Annotated in this window: 11 protein-coding genes; 4 read left to right on the top strand and 7 right to left on the bottom strand. The window is 62.7% G+C overall.

What is annotated here, in order from left to right:
• Positions 1–32: 32 nt before the first annotated feature.
• Complete coding sequence (locus ACI0FO_RS17160; protein ID WP_416028503.1) at positions 33–1,616, top strand: EAL domain-containing protein; 1,584 nt, start codon at positions 33–35, stop codon at positions 1,614–1,616.
• 68 nt (positions 1,617–1,684) lie between these two features.
• Here the strand turns inward: ACI0FO_RS17160 and ACI0FO_RS17155 are convergent, their stop codons facing one another.
• Positions 1,685–2,107 carry a DUF3995 domain-containing protein gene (locus ACI0FO_RS17155; protein ID WP_416028502.1) on the bottom strand — a complete coding sequence of 141 codons (423 nt, stop codon included), beginning with the start codon at positions 2,105–2,107 and terminating at the stop codon, positions 1,685–1,687.
• A 225-nt stretch (positions 2,108–2,332) separates the two neighbouring features.
• Here ACI0FO_RS17155 and ACI0FO_RS17150 point away from each other — a divergent pair, with 225 nt between their 5' ends.
• Positions 2,333–2,599: a hypothetical protein gene (locus tag ACI0FO_RS17150; RefSeq protein WP_416028500.1), complete on the top strand. Its 267-nt coding sequence runs from the start codon at positions 2,333–2,335 to the stop codon at positions 2,597–2,599.
• A 20-nt stretch (positions 2,600–2,619) separates the two neighbouring features.
• On the opposite strand, the gene ACI0FO_RS17145 is transcribed toward ACI0FO_RS17150, so the two are convergent.
• From ACI0FO_RS17145 to ACI0FO_RS17125, 5 genes are all read right to left on the bottom strand, one after another.
• Positions 2,620–3,705 carry a calcium:proton antiporter gene (locus tag ACI0FO_RS17145; protein ID WP_416028498.1) on the bottom strand — a complete coding sequence of 362 codons (1,086 nt, stop codon included), beginning with the start codon at positions 3,703–3,705 and terminating at the stop codon, positions 2,620–2,622.
• Positions 3,706–3,853: 148 nt separating this feature from the next.
• Positions 3,854–6,688, bottom strand: a complete 2,835-nt coding sequence (locus ACI0FO_RS17140; protein WP_416028496.1) for an autotransporter outer membrane beta-barrel domain-containing protein — start codon at positions 6,686–6,688, stop codon at positions 3,854–3,856.
• 81 nt (positions 6,689–6,769) lie between these two features.
• Positions 6,770–10,780, bottom strand: coding sequence for an autotransporter outer membrane beta-barrel domain-containing protein (locus ACI0FO_RS17135; RefSeq protein WP_416028494.1), 4,011 nt, complete (start codon positions 10,778–10,780; stop codon positions 6,770–6,772).
• Positions 10,781–11,073: 293 nt separating this feature from the next.
• Positions 11,074–11,790, bottom strand: coding sequence for a PAS domain S-box protein (locus ACI0FO_RS17130; protein WP_416028492.1), 717 nt, complete (start codon positions 11,788–11,790; stop codon positions 11,074–11,076).
• A 160-nt stretch (positions 11,791–11,950) separates the two neighbouring features.
• Positions 11,951–12,118 (bottom strand): hypothetical protein, encoded by a 168-nt coding sequence (locus ACI0FO_RS17125; protein ID WP_416028491.1) that lies wholly within the window; start codon positions 12,116–12,118, stop codon positions 11,951–11,953.
• On the opposite strand from ACI0FO_RS17125, the gene ACI0FO_RS17120 reads away from it, so the two are divergent.
• Positions 12,117–15,218 carry an autotransporter domain-containing protein gene (locus ACI0FO_RS17120; protein ID WP_416028489.1) on the top strand — a complete coding sequence of 1,034 codons (3,102 nt, stop codon included), beginning with the start codon at positions 12,117–12,119 and terminating at the stop codon, positions 15,216–15,218. The two genes, ACI0FO_RS17125 and ACI0FO_RS17120, sit on opposite strands and share 2 nt — an antisense overlap.
• Positions 15,219–15,416: 198 nt before the next feature.
• Complete coding sequence (locus ACI0FO_RS17115; protein ID WP_416028488.1) at positions 15,417–16,028, top strand: sensor histidine kinase; 612 nt, start codon at positions 15,417–15,419, stop codon at positions 16,026–16,028.
• A gap of 59 nt (positions 16,029–16,087) precedes the next feature.
• Here ACI0FO_RS17115 and ACI0FO_RS17110 read toward each other — a convergent pair whose 3' ends face one another.
• Positions 16,088–16,849 (bottom strand): SDR family NAD(P)-dependent oxidoreductase, encoded by a 762-nt coding sequence (locus tag ACI0FO_RS17110; RefSeq protein WP_416028487.1) that lies wholly within the window; start codon positions 16,847–16,849, stop codon positions 16,088–16,090.
• Positions 16,850–16,852: the final 3 nt, after the last annotated feature.

Genomic DNA, 16,852 nt, shown 5'->3' with positions numbered 1-16,852 from the left:
ATCGTAGAATCTGGCAATTACCAGGGACGATCATGACAACAGGACATCTCCCAGGCCGGCTTGGGCTGCTTTTTATCCTTGTGCCGACATTGGGGCTTGCTACGTTTTTTGGTGCGATTGGCTATTCGTTCGAGGCTTCACACTTGGACGACGTCATTGACCACCATAATGTTCATCTGCTTCAGCGTTCATTCGACATCGTGAACGAGCAGATCGCTATCATTGACGAACTTAGCGCCCCGGCGATGCCATGCGCGGCCGAGGACCTCGATCAGATGAGGGAACGAGTATTTCAGTCGAAGTATGTGGGTGATATCGCGCGGATCTCGGAGGGGGCAATACAGTGCTCGGCCGTGTGGGGCGAATGGGACGAGCCTTATGTCTTGCCTGCCGAGCGAAAGGCGATGCACCAGAACACCTTTGTATGGAGGAATCTGGCGAACCCGGTCCATCCGGCATTCAGCGCAGACGTCGTGGCAAACGACCGTGTGGCGGTGTTCAATGGCCCCAGCGCGTTCGTTGATGTGGAGGAGCACTCCGGGAATTTGTGGGGGCGAACGTTTTCGAGGGATGGCGGCGTGATCCAGGAGTTCGGTGCTCACCCGCCTGCCGAGACCGATACAAGCCTTTTGGGGAAGCTTGGCGGCGGGCTGCGGATTGTCCGCAGCGGATTGACGTGTTCGGCGCCCGGCCAGCCTGATGTCTGTGTGGCTTCTACGGCGCAAGTGGACGCGCGCGTGCCGGTCTTGGCGATCGGATTCGTTGGAGCGCTGGTCGGTGTCGCCTGCGGCGTGGCACTGCTGGTCTCATGGCGTGGCGCTAACGGCCTGCGGGTGAGCCTTGCCAAAGCCATACGCCGAGAAAAAATCCAGGTCCGGTATCAGCCGCTTTGCTCTCTGGCGACCGGCGAAATGGTCGGCGCCGAAGCGCTAGCCCGTTGGACGCACGACGAGGTCGGCCCTATTCCCCCGGACACATTCATCCCCTGGGTCGAGTCGATGGGACTTCGTCGAGATTTCACGCGATACATCATTCGGAATGCGATTGACGGGGTTAAGGAGCGACTGACGGGCGCAAGACCATTTTATTTAAGCGTTAACGTCTTTCCCGCGGACCTGGAAGATGAGTCGTTCCTCGATTTTCTCGTTGCTTGCGTCAAAGAGCGAGGAGTCTCGCCCAAGCGGATAGTCATCGAAGTCACGGAGTCGGCAAAGTTCTCGTCCGCGTCTCCGGCAGCGCTGATCAGGCGCTTGCGCTTGGCGGGTTTCAACGTGTTTTTAGATGACTTTGGCGTGGGCTATTCCAACCTGGGAAATGTCCTTCAATGGGACGTCAGCGGAATCAAGTTGGACCGGGTCTTTGTCCAGTCAATCGGAGACGTTTCAAACACCAACCCGGTGCTGGATCAAGTGATCGAAATGGCAAAACAGCTTAACGTCCAACTGGTCGTGGAGGGGCTGGAAACGCGAAGGCAGGTCGACTACATCCAAGAACGCGCGCCGCATGCCGTCGGCCAAGGGTGGTTTTTCGGGTACCCCGTCTCTGCTGACGAGTTGGACGCAGTGATCGTCAAGACGGATGCGCCCGCGCAGGCACGTTCGGCATCCGCTTGCTGACCCGCCGCGAATAGGAACGCCCGGCGCGGTTGGCCGGGGGGCCGGCAAGCCGGCGGCTAACCGCGCGGTCAGCCCGGCCAGGCGGTGGCCGCCACGCCGGCGGCCAGCAACAGGCACAACGGTGAAAACACCCGCGTGTCCAACCGGGCGAAGGGCTCGCCGCCCATCCGCTTGAACAGTCCCACGTAGCGGAAATCGCCAATCGCCCGTCCTAGCAGAGCCAGCGCCAGCGCGGCACTGGTCCAGCGGAGCCAGGTCGGCGCGACAGGCGCGCTCAGAAAGCCCGCATTGACCGCCACCAGGCCGGCAAACGCCATCAGGGCCAACCCCACCAAAAATGTTCCCGGCGCCGACGGCCTAAACAGCGGCTTGCCGTCCTTAACCGGCAAGGCGGTCAGGTAAGCCATCCGGCCTCCCAGTGCCCAATAGATATGCCACAGCGACAGCACGATGAAGGCGGCACACGTCAAGACGGCGATGGTGGCTTGCATGATGATTCCGGATAACTGGCAACGGCGTGATTGTGCCCCCGATTTACGGGATTTGGCTAATTGCGCGATGTGACGCAACCCGCGCAATCGTTCGGAAATCATGGCGTGTCCTGGGCGCCGTGAACCCCGTTGCGCAGCAATTGGCATGCCCGTCGTTGCGGTCACAAAGGACTTTTTTCGTCACGGGCAATCGCTGTAGCATGTTGCGTGTCAACAGGAGGAATCATGGAAAAGCCAAAATGGGATTTTCAGATCGAGCGGCCCGTTGAACACGGCGGGGCATGGCGTATCGGCTATACGTTGACGTTGGGTGGCGAGCCGCAGCCGGGTGAACGCGTCGCCATCGAAACCCCATACCCGTCCGCGCAGACGGCGATTGACGAAGCCACGCGGCTGGCGCGCATCCACGCGGCCGACTTGAACGGCGAAGCGCCTACTTTTGAAAAACCGACCGATGCCGAGGTGCCTTTCGGGCAGCATCAGCGCTTTTGACGCGGCCCGCAACGCCGTGCCTACAGCCCCAGGCTCAACAGCATCAGGAAGGCGGCGAACAGCACGAAGTGCGTCATGCCTTCAATGGCGTTGGTCTGGCCGTCGTTCAGGTTGATGGCGGCAACCAGCAGCGTGACCAGCATCATCAAGGTCTGTAGCGGCGTCATCGCCATGATGATGCGCTGGCCAGAGATCAACGCCATCGCCTCCATGGCAGGCACGGTGAGGATCACGGTCGATAGCGACGCGCCCAACGCGATGTTGACCACCGATTGCATGCGGTTGGCCAAGGCGGCGCGCAGGGCCGTCAGCATCTCGGGCGCGGCGGAAATGCCCGCCACGATCAAGGCGACCAGGCCGATCGGCACGTCCAGGCCTTCCAGGCTGCGGTCCAGCGAATGCGACATGAGTTCGGCAAGAAAGCCCACGGCGACGATGCCGGCGGCCATGATCGCCGCCGACGGGCGCCAGCTGGCTTGCGCGCCCGCAGGCAAGTTGCGGCGCGTTTTCTTCTCAGGATAGCTGTAGCTGAAAAAGTAGCTGTGCGGGCCGGTCTGCATGCGCAGGAAAACGCCGTACAACAGCAGCATCGCCACGATGGTGAAGGCGCTGTAGGCGCGCCAGCTGCCTTGGGGCACGAATTCGGGGATGATCATCGACACCGTGACGGCGGTCAGGATCATCACGCTGTAGGTCCGGGCAGAGTCGTCGTTGTAGGCTTGTTCGCCGTGCTTGAATCCGCCGATCAGCGCGGCCACGCCCAGGATGCCGTTGATGTCCAGCATGACGGCGGAATAGATGCTGTCTCGCACCAGCGTGGGTGAGCCGCCCTTGGACGACACGATAGCCAGCACGATCACCTCTACCAACACCGCCGACAGTGTCAGGATCATGCTGCCGTAGGGGTCGCCCAGCTTTTGCGCGATGCGCTCGGCATGGCGCGCCACGCTTAACGAGGCGCAAAGAATAGCCGCAACCAGCACGGTGGCTTGCGCCAGGCTGGCCAGCCTGCCGACGTTGCGCGAAGAGGGGTCAAGCGCGTATCCGGCAACGGCGACGACGCACGCCAAGAGTAGGAACTTCTCGGAATGGAGAAAGGACTTCATCTGCAAGGGACGGGCGGAAATAATGCCAGCCTAGCATGTTAAACGCGCTGGGGACGTGCTCCGACCCATCTTCGGGCTGGCTGTTGGCGGGCCTTCCCACCCGGCATCCGGGGGGGCGACTGCCCCCCGGACGCCGCCGATGACGCACTTACCAGGTGTATTTCACGCCGACACGGCCTGCGTACTGGTGAAAGTCCTGAGCGCCCCAAGAGCCGCCCAAGTTGGCCCATGTCGTCCATCCCTTGTTCAGGTCCGCGTTGACCCCGATCTTCAGCTCGTAACGGTTGGCGGGATACAGATCTTTGACCGGCAGGCCATTGAAAGATACCGAGCTGGCAGGATTGCTGTGCCACCAGTTCACGGTGGCGTAGGGCTGGATCTTGCGGCCATTGGACATCTCGAACGTCTTATAGGTGCGTGCGCCCAGACGCGTGATCACGCCCGACGAGTTTGCCTTTCCGACATCCGTGCCATTGACCTCTGTCACGTCGTCTTGCTTGTAGTCGACATAGATAAGCTGTGCTTGAGGTTCAATCACCCACTGTTCACCAAGCGAGAACGCGTAGCCGGTCTCGGCGGAAATCGCCCAACTATGCGCATCGTATTTCTGGTTTGCCAAGTCGTCGCCCTTGACCTCGTTGTTGAACCAACCATATTGGAACCAGGTGTCGACGTAGGCCCCCAGCTTCTGCGCGTCGTTTTGAAACCACGTCGCGTAGGCGCCCGCGCTATAGCCGTCGACCTTGCCCTTCGCTTTAGCCGGGTTGCCGGATGCCGACACGTCGCTGTGCGCATTGCCGTACCCGCCCATCAGACCCAGATGCAAGCGGCCGTTTTCCCCGCCCAGCTTCCACTGCGCCACGTCTGCGCCGGCTTGCAGAAGAAAAAGGTCGGTGTCTACATCGAAATTGCCGTCCCTGCTTTTTGTGCCTTCCCATTGACCCACCACGCGCATCCATCCGGCGCCGCGGCGTGTTCTGTCAGGAGCCCCAAACTGCGATTCGATAAATTGTGGTTCGCCTAGCCTGTCGTGCAGGCTATGTACGAACATCTGCGCGGCCAGACGTTGGTTAGCGAGATAGGCGCCCACCTCCGGACGATACAAGGGTTCAGGATCTGGCTCGGGCGTGGGACCTGGGATTGGTTCGGGAGGCGGTGCTTCCTTCTGGGAGCGCAGATACCAGTCTTCCGGGTTGGCATCCGTCGCCGCGCCCCTGAACAGCTTGTATTCATAGGGGCCGGCCACGACGCGTTGCGCCAGCGTAAAGGACGAGCCGCCTGTGGTCCCACCGTTTACGGTTTCCACGACGCGGATGCCGTTTGCCACCGTAACCGCGCCCGCGCCGCCCTGGTTCAGAATGTTCAGACGGGTCTGTCCGCTGGCCGTGCCGCCGTCTATCCTGATTTTGTCGGTCGGCGAATTGTCGTCGCCCAGCTCGGTGTTCAAACTGATCGTGCCGCCGCTGCCGTTCAGGTTATTGACCGTAAGCGTTTTATAGGTGTTTGCCGTGGGGGGTGTGAATATTGCCTGGGAATTGTTCAGGACAAGATTGCTGAGAGTGGAGTCGCCGGTAATGTTCCAAAGCGAGTTGCCTTGCAAAGTCAGGTTCGACGTGCTGCCGGCTCCGAGCAATGCGTAACCCGTCAATTGCGACCCCCCGTCCGCCGTGAACTCCAGCGTTCCGGGGATGGCACCTTCGGCGCCCACATCCAACGCGATGCCGGAGGCGTTGGTCATTTTCGTGTTGTTGAACGCGACGGTGGCCGTGCCCCCGCGAATGACGATCCCGTCGCCGTTCGAATTGAACGTGCTGTTGCGTATATCAAAAGAGGAGGCCGTCGTGGCGGCGGTGCCTTCCGAATACAGGGCCGCCACGACATCTGTCGGGCTCTTCACCCCGTTGATGTTGGCGGTGCCGTTGTACCACTGCATCGTTCCACCGTCGAACACCGCCAATCCCGTGGCGGCCTGCCCGCCGTTGATGTTCAAGGTCGACGATCCCGTAAAAGACACATTACCGCCATCGCTGGCGTTCAACCCATAACCCGTCGTGACGGCATTGACCGTTGCATTCACGTTACCCGTTGCACTGATGGAGCCGCCGCCAGTTGCTCCAGCGATGACAGCGTAGGTTTCCGTACTTACCGCTGAACCGGTCACGTTGTTCACGTTCGTCTGGGAATCCGCGGCGCTCGCATAAAGTAGCGTGGCCGACTTTCCTTTTACCGTCAGGTTCGCGTCGCCCGTAATGGTGGTAACGCTACCCCTCCATGAGGAAACCGCCATCTGCGATGAGCCAAATCCCCCATTCCAGCCATCCATATTGACAACTACATTTTCCGCGCTTAGAAGACCGGCGTAGTTTGTCGTAATGGCCCATCCCTCGGTGCCATTGCTTTGCGTAGTGATGGAGGTGAGACCGGTTAACGTGATTTGGGCGCCGTAGCTGGCATAGGCGCCATAGGCCTTATCGGAAGAGGCGCTAATGGTGAGATTGTTGGCGGTGATGTTAGAGCGTTCGCCGTTTGATCCGATGTCCCGCGCGTACAAGCCGGTGGCGCCGATAATGCCCGGATTGGAACCTGTGCCGCTGGCATTCACCGTTGACCCGCTACCCAAATTAACAAACCCGCCCATCATCGCGTTGACGACGCCGAGCGACGTGCCATTGAGGTTCTGCGCTGTGACGCCACCTCCGCCAGTCACCACGATACCGTTACTGACGTTGCCCGCGCCGACGCCATCCGAGCGTAGCGCCGGATTCGATACCCCGGTTGTGCTGTAGAGCTGGCCCGAAATAGCCTGGGCAGCGGGAACCGTACCGGTCAATCCGCCCAGCTGAGGGGCCGTCAGGTCGTTGTCGCTTGGGGTGGGGGGAATAGGCGCGGAAAGCTGCGCGTAGGTGATGCCTGTCTGGCAAGACCACAACAAGGCGCTTCCAATAATGGCCGCGGATCGCGAGCCGGGATTAGGCTTGCACATTCAACACGCTCCTTGGTTCCGTACTTACTCAATGGTAGGTAAACGTACTACTCAGACGATTCGTGCTAATGCTGCTCTCCATCACCAGGTGTATTTCACGCCGATCCGGCCTGCGTACTGGTGATAGTCTTGCGCGCCCCAACTGCCCGACGCGTTGATCCAGCCGGTCCAGCCTTTGGTGAAATCGGCATGCACTCCCAGTTTGAGCTCGTATCTATCCTTGGGATAGAGCGCGCCCAGGGGCAATTGGTTGAACGATACGGAGCTGTCGACGTTGGTATGCCACCAATTGATCGTTGCGAAGGGTTGCGCCTTGCGGGCATTGCCTAGATCAAAGGTCGAATAGGTGCGCACGCCCAGACGCGTGATGGTTCCGTTGGAGTCGGCTCGATCAACTCGCGTTCCATTGTCTTCCGTGACGCTATCGGTGTCGGTGTCGACGTAGATGATCTGGGCTTGGGGTTCAAGCATCCAGTTTTCGCGCAACTTGAACGCATACCCCGTTTCGGCCGAAATTGCCCAACCCTGGGAGTCATAGTCGACACGCGGTAAATCGGTGCCTTGGACTCTGTTATTGAACCAGCCGTACTGAAACCACGTATCTACATAAGCGCCAAGCTTGGTTTCGTTATTTTGAAACCATGTGCCGTATACGCCGGCGTTGTAGCCGTCGACCCGTCCTTTGGCTTTGTAAGGGTTGCCATCGGCGCGTGCCGTGCTGTCGGCTGTTCCATATCCGAGCATTGCGCCAACGTGTAGCCTGTCGGTTTCGGAAAACAGCTTCCACTGGGCGATGTCGCCGCCGCCCTGGAGCAGGAACAGGTTTGTGCTGACATCAAAGTTTCCATCCCGGCTGTGTGATCCTTCCCATTTTCCGACGGCACGCAACCAGAGCGCATTGCGCTTGCTGTCGTCGTTATCGAATTGCTGCGTCTCGATGAACTGAGGCTCGCCAAGTCGGTCATGCATGCTTTGCACGAACATCTGTCCCACCAGGCGCTGGTTTGCAAGATACGCGGCCACTTCCGGGCGATACAAAGGTTCAGGATCAGGCGGGGCGGGCTGGGGCTGGGGCTGGGGGTTCTTTTCCGAGCGCAAGTACCAGTTGTTCGATTCCTCGGGCGCGGTGCCCCCGCGAAAAAGCCGGTATTCGTAAGGGCCCGCGACTGCCCGGCCGCTCAACGAAAAAGCGCTCTCTGCCGTGGTCCCTCCATTGATCGCGTCCACCACCTTGATGCCGCTTGCTTGCGTCACGGCGCCCGCGCCGCCTGCGTTGGTGATGCGCAAGCCGCTTTGCCCAGTGGCCGAGCCGGTAATGACGAGCATATCGGAAGGGGAACCGTCGCCTTCCAGAAAGGTGTTCAGCCCGACGACGCTGCCGGCGCCGCCTACGTAATTCGAAACGGTCAGCGTCTTGTAGGCATTCCCGACAGGCGGCGCGTAGACGATCTGGCTGGCGGTGTTCGTCAGGTTCGTGATGTTCGAATTGCCCGTCATTGTCCAGACGGTATTCGACTGTAAAGCCACGTTCGATACGCTGCCCGGCGCGGTTAGCGCGGCGCCGGTCAATGTTGAACCCGAAGCGGTCAGCGTGGCCTGTCCAGCGGTGCCGACGGCATTCACGGCTGCGGGCGTCGCGACGGCGTCGCCCAGCAGCGTGTCGGGATCCGGGATGCCTGTCAACGGCGCGTCCGGTGCCGATAACAGCGGGAAGTTGTCGATGGTGCCTACCTGTAGCCACACGCCATTTCCGGAAACCGTGCTGTTCAGCAGCGTAACGTTGGCAAGACCGGCCATGCCGATCGCGGGCGCGCCTACGCTTGTCACGCTGGATCTTGCCAGCGCGATGCTGGCTTCCGGCCCCGGGTCGCCCACCACGAACAGGCCCATCGCTGCGCCGCCGTTGGCGCGGATCACCGCGCCGTCGCCGCTGATTCTGCCGCCGTTTTGCGCAACCGCGCCGTGCGACGCGGCGCCCTGCGCCGTCACCTGCGTCTGGTTAAGCGTGATTTGGCTGCCGCTGTCTCGCGCCAGCGCGCCGTGCGAGGCCGCGCCTTGCGTCAGCACACTGCTTGTCGTGGCCGTGACGGCGCCCGCGCTGACCGCGCGCAGACCGACCGCTTCCGCGCCTTCGGTCGTGACCGAGGAATTGAGCAGCCCGATGGTGGCCGGCGCGTCCAAGAAATTGCGTTGTGCGAGTGCGCCGTAGGCGCGCAGACCCGTTGTCCGGATGGTCGAGTCCGTGGCCGCGATGTCGGCCGCGAACTGCGGGCCGGCTTGTTCCACCACGGAAAATGCGCCTATCGCCAGCGTGCCCGATGTGGTGACGGGTACGCGTTCAAGGATGACCGAACCCCCATCATCGGCGACGACGCCCATCGCTTCATCGCCACTGGTCTGCACGACGGTGTCTTGGGCCGACAGCCGGCCACCCGGGTTACGGGCCGCGAGTGCGTGGGGACGGCGGGACCCCGGAGAAACTGCGCCCTGGGTGGTGACGCTGCCGCCTGTCACTGTGATGGAACTGCCCAGGTCTGCCAGCGCGCCCATGGCGTTGCCGTCGCCGGTTGTCAGGATAGAGACGTCGGTTGCCGTGATGGTTGAATTTGCGGCGACCAGGCCATTCGCGTTTATCCCGTTGCTGGTCGCCGAACCCCGCGTTAGCGTGACGGTTGCGCCGCCGTTGGCCCGCAAGGCATGTCCGCTGGCGTTGGACGCGGAGATTGTGGTGTCCACCGCGGTAAACGTGGCGCCCGCGCCGGAAGTGCCTCCGTCCGCCTGAACGCCGATCGCAGCCCCGGATCCCGCCACAACGCTGGCGGAATTCATCGAAACGGAGCCGCCAGCCAGCACGTTGACGCCTATGGACCGCGCACCGCCCACCTGGAACGTTCCGCCGTTGACGACGGCGCTTGAACCCGGGTCTTGTGCCACGATTCCATGTCCGAATTGGCCGGACGCGGTGATAGCGCTTGTGCCCTGCACGACCACGCTGCTGCCCGACATAACCAGCACGCCTGCCGCCGGATTGATCGTCGTGCCGGCGCCCCGGGTCGTAATTGACACATTGGTCAAGGACGCGGTTGCGCCGGTCTCAAGGCGGACCCCCGCCGCGCTGGTGCCGCTGCTCGTCCCGATGCCCGGATCTCCGGTGACGATCGAAATTCCGTTTGCGTCCACGTGGCTCGGAACCACCGTGCTGCCGTTGATCCCCGATCCGTTGGCCCACACGCCGTGGCTGCCGATTGCCGAGCCGCCCGAGGTGATGGTGCCCGTCGTGACGATCGACGTGCCGGAACCCAGCGTGACCGAAGCCCCCCCATCGACGTGCACGCCGAACGAGCCCCGGCCGGTGGTGCTGATGAGGCCGCCTGCGTGGGAAATGGAACTGCCGACGCCGGTGGCCGACAGCGCGTGGTTACGGGCGCCGCCGCCGCCCTGGGTCGCCACATCCGTGGTGATCATCTGCACGGTGCCACCGTTCACGGCAAGCACGCCGACGTTGTCATTGGCGGTGGTGGTCAGCCCCACCGTGATTTTGGAGCCGGAGGTGGTGATCAAGCTGCCGGCGTCGGACGCCACAAGCCCTTGCTGGCTGTTGGCGGCTTGCACGGTAGTCAGTTGGCCGTTGTCAAAGGTGATGCGGCCGCCTGTGCCGGCCCGTGCGCCAATATAGTTGCGAGGCAACGTCGAACCGGTGCCGCCGAGGTTTATCGTGACGTCGCGTGCCGTGATTTCACCGTTAATACCCTGTGCATCCAAACCGGGCTGGGCCGCGACCAGTACATTAATTGCGGGTCCGCCAGTCACCTGACAGGCGGTTCCAGATTGATAGACGGGCCCGGAAGGGCAAGGCGTCTGCGCGACCGCGTCGGCGCCGATTGTCAGGGAGCCTAATAAAAGGCACCAGTGGGTTTTGGCCCAGGTTGCATTGGGGCGCGGTGGTACGCCGTTGTTCAAGTCACCGCGCAAGGTCGCGGCAGGGAGAACAGCAGGAAACTGCGTGTGGGCGGGGGTGTAGAGACAGGTGAACCGCAGTGCATCTCTAAGATAGTGAGAACGACGGCTGTCCGGCACGTTGGCTGGATACATACACGCTCCTTTTCCGTACACACGTTGTTTAGTGGACGTACTACCGGGCAGTGGCTGTTACTGTGAGCTCGTCGTAAAAATTACATCTTTTGGCGTATTCGAGCTACGTATTTCGCAAGATCGAGAATAAATCGGCGTCCGGGAGTTGTATCCAAGAGACGGACCCCGAACAAGGCGCTGAAACACGCGACTTGGGAGTGCAGGACCTCGGGTAAGCGCTTGACCCGGAACCATTATGACGAGGCCGCCCGGGCGCCGTGCGCCGAGCCGGCGTTGTGGCCGGACGTTTGCGCTCAATCCGACCGCGCTACCTCGCCCCGCTGCCGGCATTCGATCAGGTCGTAAAACCGATAACCCATTCCCCGCAGTGTCGCAACCGGCAGTTCGCGGTCGCAGGCTTGTTCGACTTTCCTGCGCAGGCGCCGCATCTGCGTATCCAGACTGCGTCGGTCGTAGGTCCAGTAGTCCTTTCCCAGCGCTTCGACGATGGCCTTACGGCTGGCCCCTTGATCGTGCGCGGCAAGCGTGGCCAGGACGGTGTAGTCCTGGTGGGACAAGGGGATGGGCGAAGCCCCGGGAGGAACCAGGCTGGGCGGCGAATCGCAGAGTTGCCATGGCAGGGGCTGCGGTGCCGCCGGCGTGGCTTCCAACGCGGTGCGCTGAACATGCCGTTCGGTGACGTCTCGTGCCACCGCAACGCGAATCTGCTTGTCCGGATACCAGCGGGCTGACCACATAATGTGGACGATCCGTCCGTCCTTGCGCACGTAACGGTTCTCGAAATCGTATTGCAGCTTGCCCCCCATCAGCCGGTTGACCGCGGCCAGCGTCGCGGGCCGGTCGGCTTCGTAGATCAGGTCCATCATCGAGCGTCCCGCCATTTCTTCGGGTGTGTAGCCGAAAATCTGCTGGCAAGCGCCGGTCACGCTGAGGAATACGCCTGACGCGTTCACGACGCACACGGCGTCCAGGAGCATGGGCATCAGGTCGGCAGGCGGCGTATGGGACATTAGGCTTCGGGGCTGGTATCAAGGCACCGGTAGATGCGTACCCGGGCGGGTAGCAAGGCGCTCAATTTAACCCGACTTGGTTTCCTTGCGCAGCGCTTTTTTTGAATGTCGCACCGCCGGCAGTCCCGCATGCGCAAGCAGCTTTTCCCGGTTGCCGCGCTCATACTTGCTCAGCTTCAGACGCTTGCAAATTCCTATACTCCTCGTCGCCGCGCCGGGATGTGAACGTCCGGCAGCCCAAAACCTGGAAGCCAAGAATGAAGCCGATGCGCCTGTCACCCATGATTTCCCACTTGCCTCTGCGTCCGCTTTCAGCGGCGGTTGCCATGGCGGTCGCCAGCCTTGGCGCGCCATCCGCCGGTGCGGCGACCGTCACCTGGGTCGGCGGCGGCGGCGGGGCGTTTTGGGGGGTTCCCGCAAACTGGGGCGGTGCGCTGCCCACCCTTGCGGACGATGCCTATATCGCAGCCAACACGGTTCAGCTTGACGGTATGAGGGAAGCGGGCTCGTTGCTGGTGGGCGATACCGCCGCCGGCGCGCTGGTGTTTCGGACGGGCGCAAGCCTCACTACCGGCAGCTTCGTGCTGGGCAACGATGGCGGCTCGAACGGGGCGGCCGTATTGGGGGGCGTGGGCGCCGGCAATATCTGGAACTCCATGTACGGCACGATCGCCAAGGGCCCTAACAGTACGGGATCGGTGACCGTGTCGGATCCGGGCAGCCGGCTCGAAGTGTTGTCCACCCTGTACGTCGGCGAGCTAGGGACGGCTACGTTGGCCATCAACAATGGGGGCGTGGTGCAGGCGGGCGTTCTGGCAGCCGGGCGTGGCGGCGACGGGTGGGGCGAAATCCAGGTGGCCGACGCAGGCTCCACCTTGCAGGCCGGGATCTTGCTGGTCGGCGGCGATGAGTTCGGGCAGCCCAGCACAAGCGCTCGCGGCACGGTGCGCGTGCTGGCGGGCGCGACGCTTATCGCCACCGAAATCAGCATTGGGGACTCGGCGCTTTCCACGGGTTCCCTCCTCGTGGACGGCGAGATATCGTCGCTGGATTCTGCATTGCCCGTGAAGGTGGGGAATTTTGGCAGCGGCTTGTTTGAAGTCAACCATGCGGGGCGTGTGCTAAGCGGCGGCCTGATCGCGGCCGACAAAGCGGGATCAAGCGGCAGCGTCTTGCTGACAGGCGCCGATTCGTCCTGGACCAGCTCGGGGCCGGTGGAAATCGGCAAAGAGGGCAGCGGCACGTTGTTGATAGCCGACGGCGCGACGCTTAGCGGCACGTCCGGGTTCGTTGGCGTCGGGTCCGGCAGCGTCAGCACGGCTTCGATTGGCGGGACGGGATCGTCCTGGAGCAACACTGGGATCTTTGTCGTGGGCGACGCCCGCGGTGCGCGGGGTGGCTTGGGCATTTCCGGCGGCGGGCAGCTGACCAGCTGGAACGGCACATTGGGCAGGCGGGCGGGATCCTATGGCAACGTGACGATTTCGGGCGACGGGTCCAAATGGACGTCGACCGGTCCGGTGACCGTGGGCGATGCAGGCGAAGGACGGCTGCTGCTGATGTTCGGAGGCGCGCTGAACGCGAGTGAAGTCGTGATCGCGAACGCCGCCGGGTCCAAGGGCACGCTAGTCATGGGCACGCCCGCGGACTTTGGCGCGGCGCCCGTGGGTGTGTTGAATGCGCCAGTGCTGCGATTTGGCGCGGGTGATGGCGAACTGCTGTTCAACTTCGTTGGCCCGGCCCTGACCTATGGCGGCAGCATTCAAGGCAATGGCCGCGTCAACATCCTGTCGGGCGACGTGATCCTGACCGGCAACAGCAGCAATACCGGGCTGACCACGGTGTCGGGAAGCGCGCTGACGGTCAATGGGGCGCTGGCGGGTCCGGTCAGCGTGGGCGCGGGCGCCACATTGGGCGGGGCAGGTTCGGTGGGGGCGGTCACACTGGCCGCCGGCTCGGTTTTGAGCCCCGGCAATTCGATCGGCACGCTGACAGTCAATGGCGACCTGACCTTCGCGCCCGGGTCCACCTACCGCGTCGAAGCAGCGCCGGCATCGGCCGACAGCGATCGGGTCGTGGTGAACGGCATCGCGCGTCTTGCGGGCTCGGTGCTGCACGTCGGGCCGGACGGCAACTTCACCCCCAACCTGAGCTACACCATTCTTAGCGCGAATTCGGTACAAGGCCGATTCGAGAGCGTGTCGTCGAACTACGCGTTTCTGGATCCCCAGCTTGCGTACAGCGCGACGGACGTGAAGCTGGGCTTGCTGCAGACGCGCGCCTTTCCTACCGGCGCCAATACGCCCAATCAGCGCGCCGTGGCCGGCGCCCTGGAAAGCATGGGGCCAGACAGCGCGTTGCGACAGTATGTGGCGACGCTGGCAGTGGGTCAGACCGAAGACGCCTTCGACAGCTTGTCCGGTGAAATACACGCCAGCGTGTCCAGCACGTTGCTTCAGAGCGCGGCGCAGGTGCGCCAGACACCTTTGGCCAAGCTGCGCGCGAACCTGCAAGCGACTGCGCGGGCGGGTAGCCCCACCGCCGCCGCGGGCGTGTCTGATGCGCCGCTCTCGGCCAGCGAGATGCCGGCGTCCGGCGCCTTGCCGGCCTGGGCCGAAGTCGTGGGCAATTGGCAGACCATCGATGCCGATGGCAATGCCGCGCAAATCCGCCAGCATGTTGGCGGACTGTTCGTGGGAGCCGATCGCCCCGTGGGCGCGGGCTGGCGTGTTGGGGGCGCCCTGGGCTACACCGACAGCAAAGCGCGTGTCGACGAGCGGGCCTCTCAGGCAGACGTGTCCAGCTACAGCGCGCTGGTCTATGGCGGGAAATCCTTTGCCGCCGGTCCCGGCGCGTGGCAATTCCTGGCGGGCGCCGGCTATACGTGGCACGACATCTCGACGCGGCGCTACGCCAACAGCCAAACCGCCGCATTGACGGCGGACTATGGCGCGAGCACCGCTCAGGTGTTCACGGAATTGTCCTATGCAAGGTCGTTGGGGGAACGCACCACGCTGGAGCCGTTCGTCGGCCTGGCCTGGAGCGATTTGCGCACGCGCGGCTTTGCTGAAAGCGGCGGCGGGGCTGCACTGTCGGGCGAGTCCGGCAGCACGCAGCAAACGTATACGACGTTGGGGCTGCGCGCCGCACAAGGGTTTGAGGCCGGTGGCCGTCAAGGCAAGGTGTTCGGCAGCGTGGGCTGGCGCCACGTGTTCGGCGATATAAAGCCGGAATCGGTACTGGCGTTCGGCGCGGGGCAGTCGTTCACCGTCGCGGGCGCGCCCATCGGGCGCGACGCGGCGCTGGTGGAATTGGGTGCCGAGGTTGCGATCGCGCGCACGGCGTCGCTAAGGCTGGGGTATGCCGGCCAGTACGCCAGCGACAGCCGGGAGCATTCGGTTAACGCGAATGTGCGCTGGCAATTCTAAGGCGGCGGCCTCTTCGCTGCCGGTTCGAACGCCCCAAGATAAGTCGTATCCGCTTACTTTTCTTGGGGGCCACTTGGGCTGCCGGGCAATCAGTACCGGCTGGGCTTCATCTACTACATGGGGATACTGTCTATCTGGACGCTGATCTACTTCGGCGTGTCGGCGGAGATCACTGCGCGCACCGAACGGATGTCCAAGATGAAGGCCGAAACCCGGTCCCTGCAGCTAGAGCTGGAACATCTGCAGCGGCAAATCGAGCCCCATTTTCTCTTCAATTCACTCAACACCATCGTCGCCGAGATCGCCGAGCGCCCGGCGATTGCCGAAGAGATGACGCGCCGCCTGGCCGACTACCTGCGCTATTCGCTGGACCGGCGCGGTCGCGGCCTGAGCCGGCTGGAAGAGGAGATCGAGGCGGCCCAGGCTTATATCCGCATACAGGCCCTGCGCTTTGACAAGCAGCTTGAGTGCCATTGCCAGATCGACCCGGCCACGCTGCAGATCAACATTCCCCATATGACGCTGCAGGGGTTGGCGGAAAATGCGGTCAAGCACGGCATGCGGGCGGTGCATGATCGATTTCTGATCCACATCCGCACTCGGCTGCACGGCGACGAGCTGATCATCGAGGTGGACAACCCGGGTCACCTGCAGGCGCCATTCGATCTGGTCGAGAGCGGTGGCGGGCTGGGCAATCTGTGCCGCCGCCTGGCCTTGCGGTACGCCGACAGATACGAATTCTCGCTGGATCAGCGCGGCGACCGTACCGTGGCCGAGATCAGGCTGAAGGGAAGCCCCGCGGCGCTGTAGTCCGCGATGCGGGTGGCCTCCGGCCGCGGGGCATATTCGTGATGATGATCCAGGAGACTTCAGGCAAGCGCCACGCTCATGCCGCCGTCGGCCATGACGACGGCGCCAAGGATGAAACTGGCTTTGTCTGAAGCAAGGAACGCGATCACTTCCGCGATTTCCTGCGGCTGCGCCGCGCGGCGGATGGGCGCTTTCTTGCCATGCTCGGCAAGGAACGCCTGACCGTCTGCGTGGATATGGTTGGTGATGTTGGTGATGACATCTCCGGAGCCCACCGCGTTAACGCGAATGCCATGCTCAATGGCTTCCAGCGACAGGGCGCGCGTCAACTGCGCCAGTGCGCCCTTGGAGGCCGCATACGCCGAGATCTGCGGGAAAGCCTGATAGCAGGCGTAAGAACCTACGTTGACGATGGCGCCCTTTCCCGCCGGGACCATCGCGCGCATCGCCTCGCGTGAGAACAGGAATGCACCGGTCACGTTTACCGACTGAACGCGATTCCAGTCTTCCAATGACATATCCACAAGGGATTTGTTCATGATGATGGCCGCGTTATTCACCAGGATGTCGAGCTTGCCGAAGCGTTCAATCGCCATTGAAGCGGCCTGCACGGCGCTTTCTTCATGCGCCACGTCGGCCACGAGGGGGATGATGCCCGGGCGTGCCAGTGCCTCGATATTGCAACTTCGATCAACCGCGATAACGCTGGCGCCCTCGGCATGCAGAAGTTCGGTGGTGGCCAGGCCAATACCGCTGGCCGCGCCGGTAACGATGGCGACCTTGCCCGCGAAGGCGCCGGTTTCAGTCTTGCGTGCAGTCATGGT

It is taken from the genome of Achromobacter marplatensis, assembly GCF_049060505.1.
Lineage (GTDB): Bacteria > Pseudomonadota > Gammaproteobacteria > Burkholderiales > Burkholderiaceae_B > Achromobacter > Achromobacter marplatensis_A.
The sequence above is the reverse complement of the archived record's forward strand: the minus strand, read 5'-3'. Positions and strand labels throughout refer to the sequence as shown.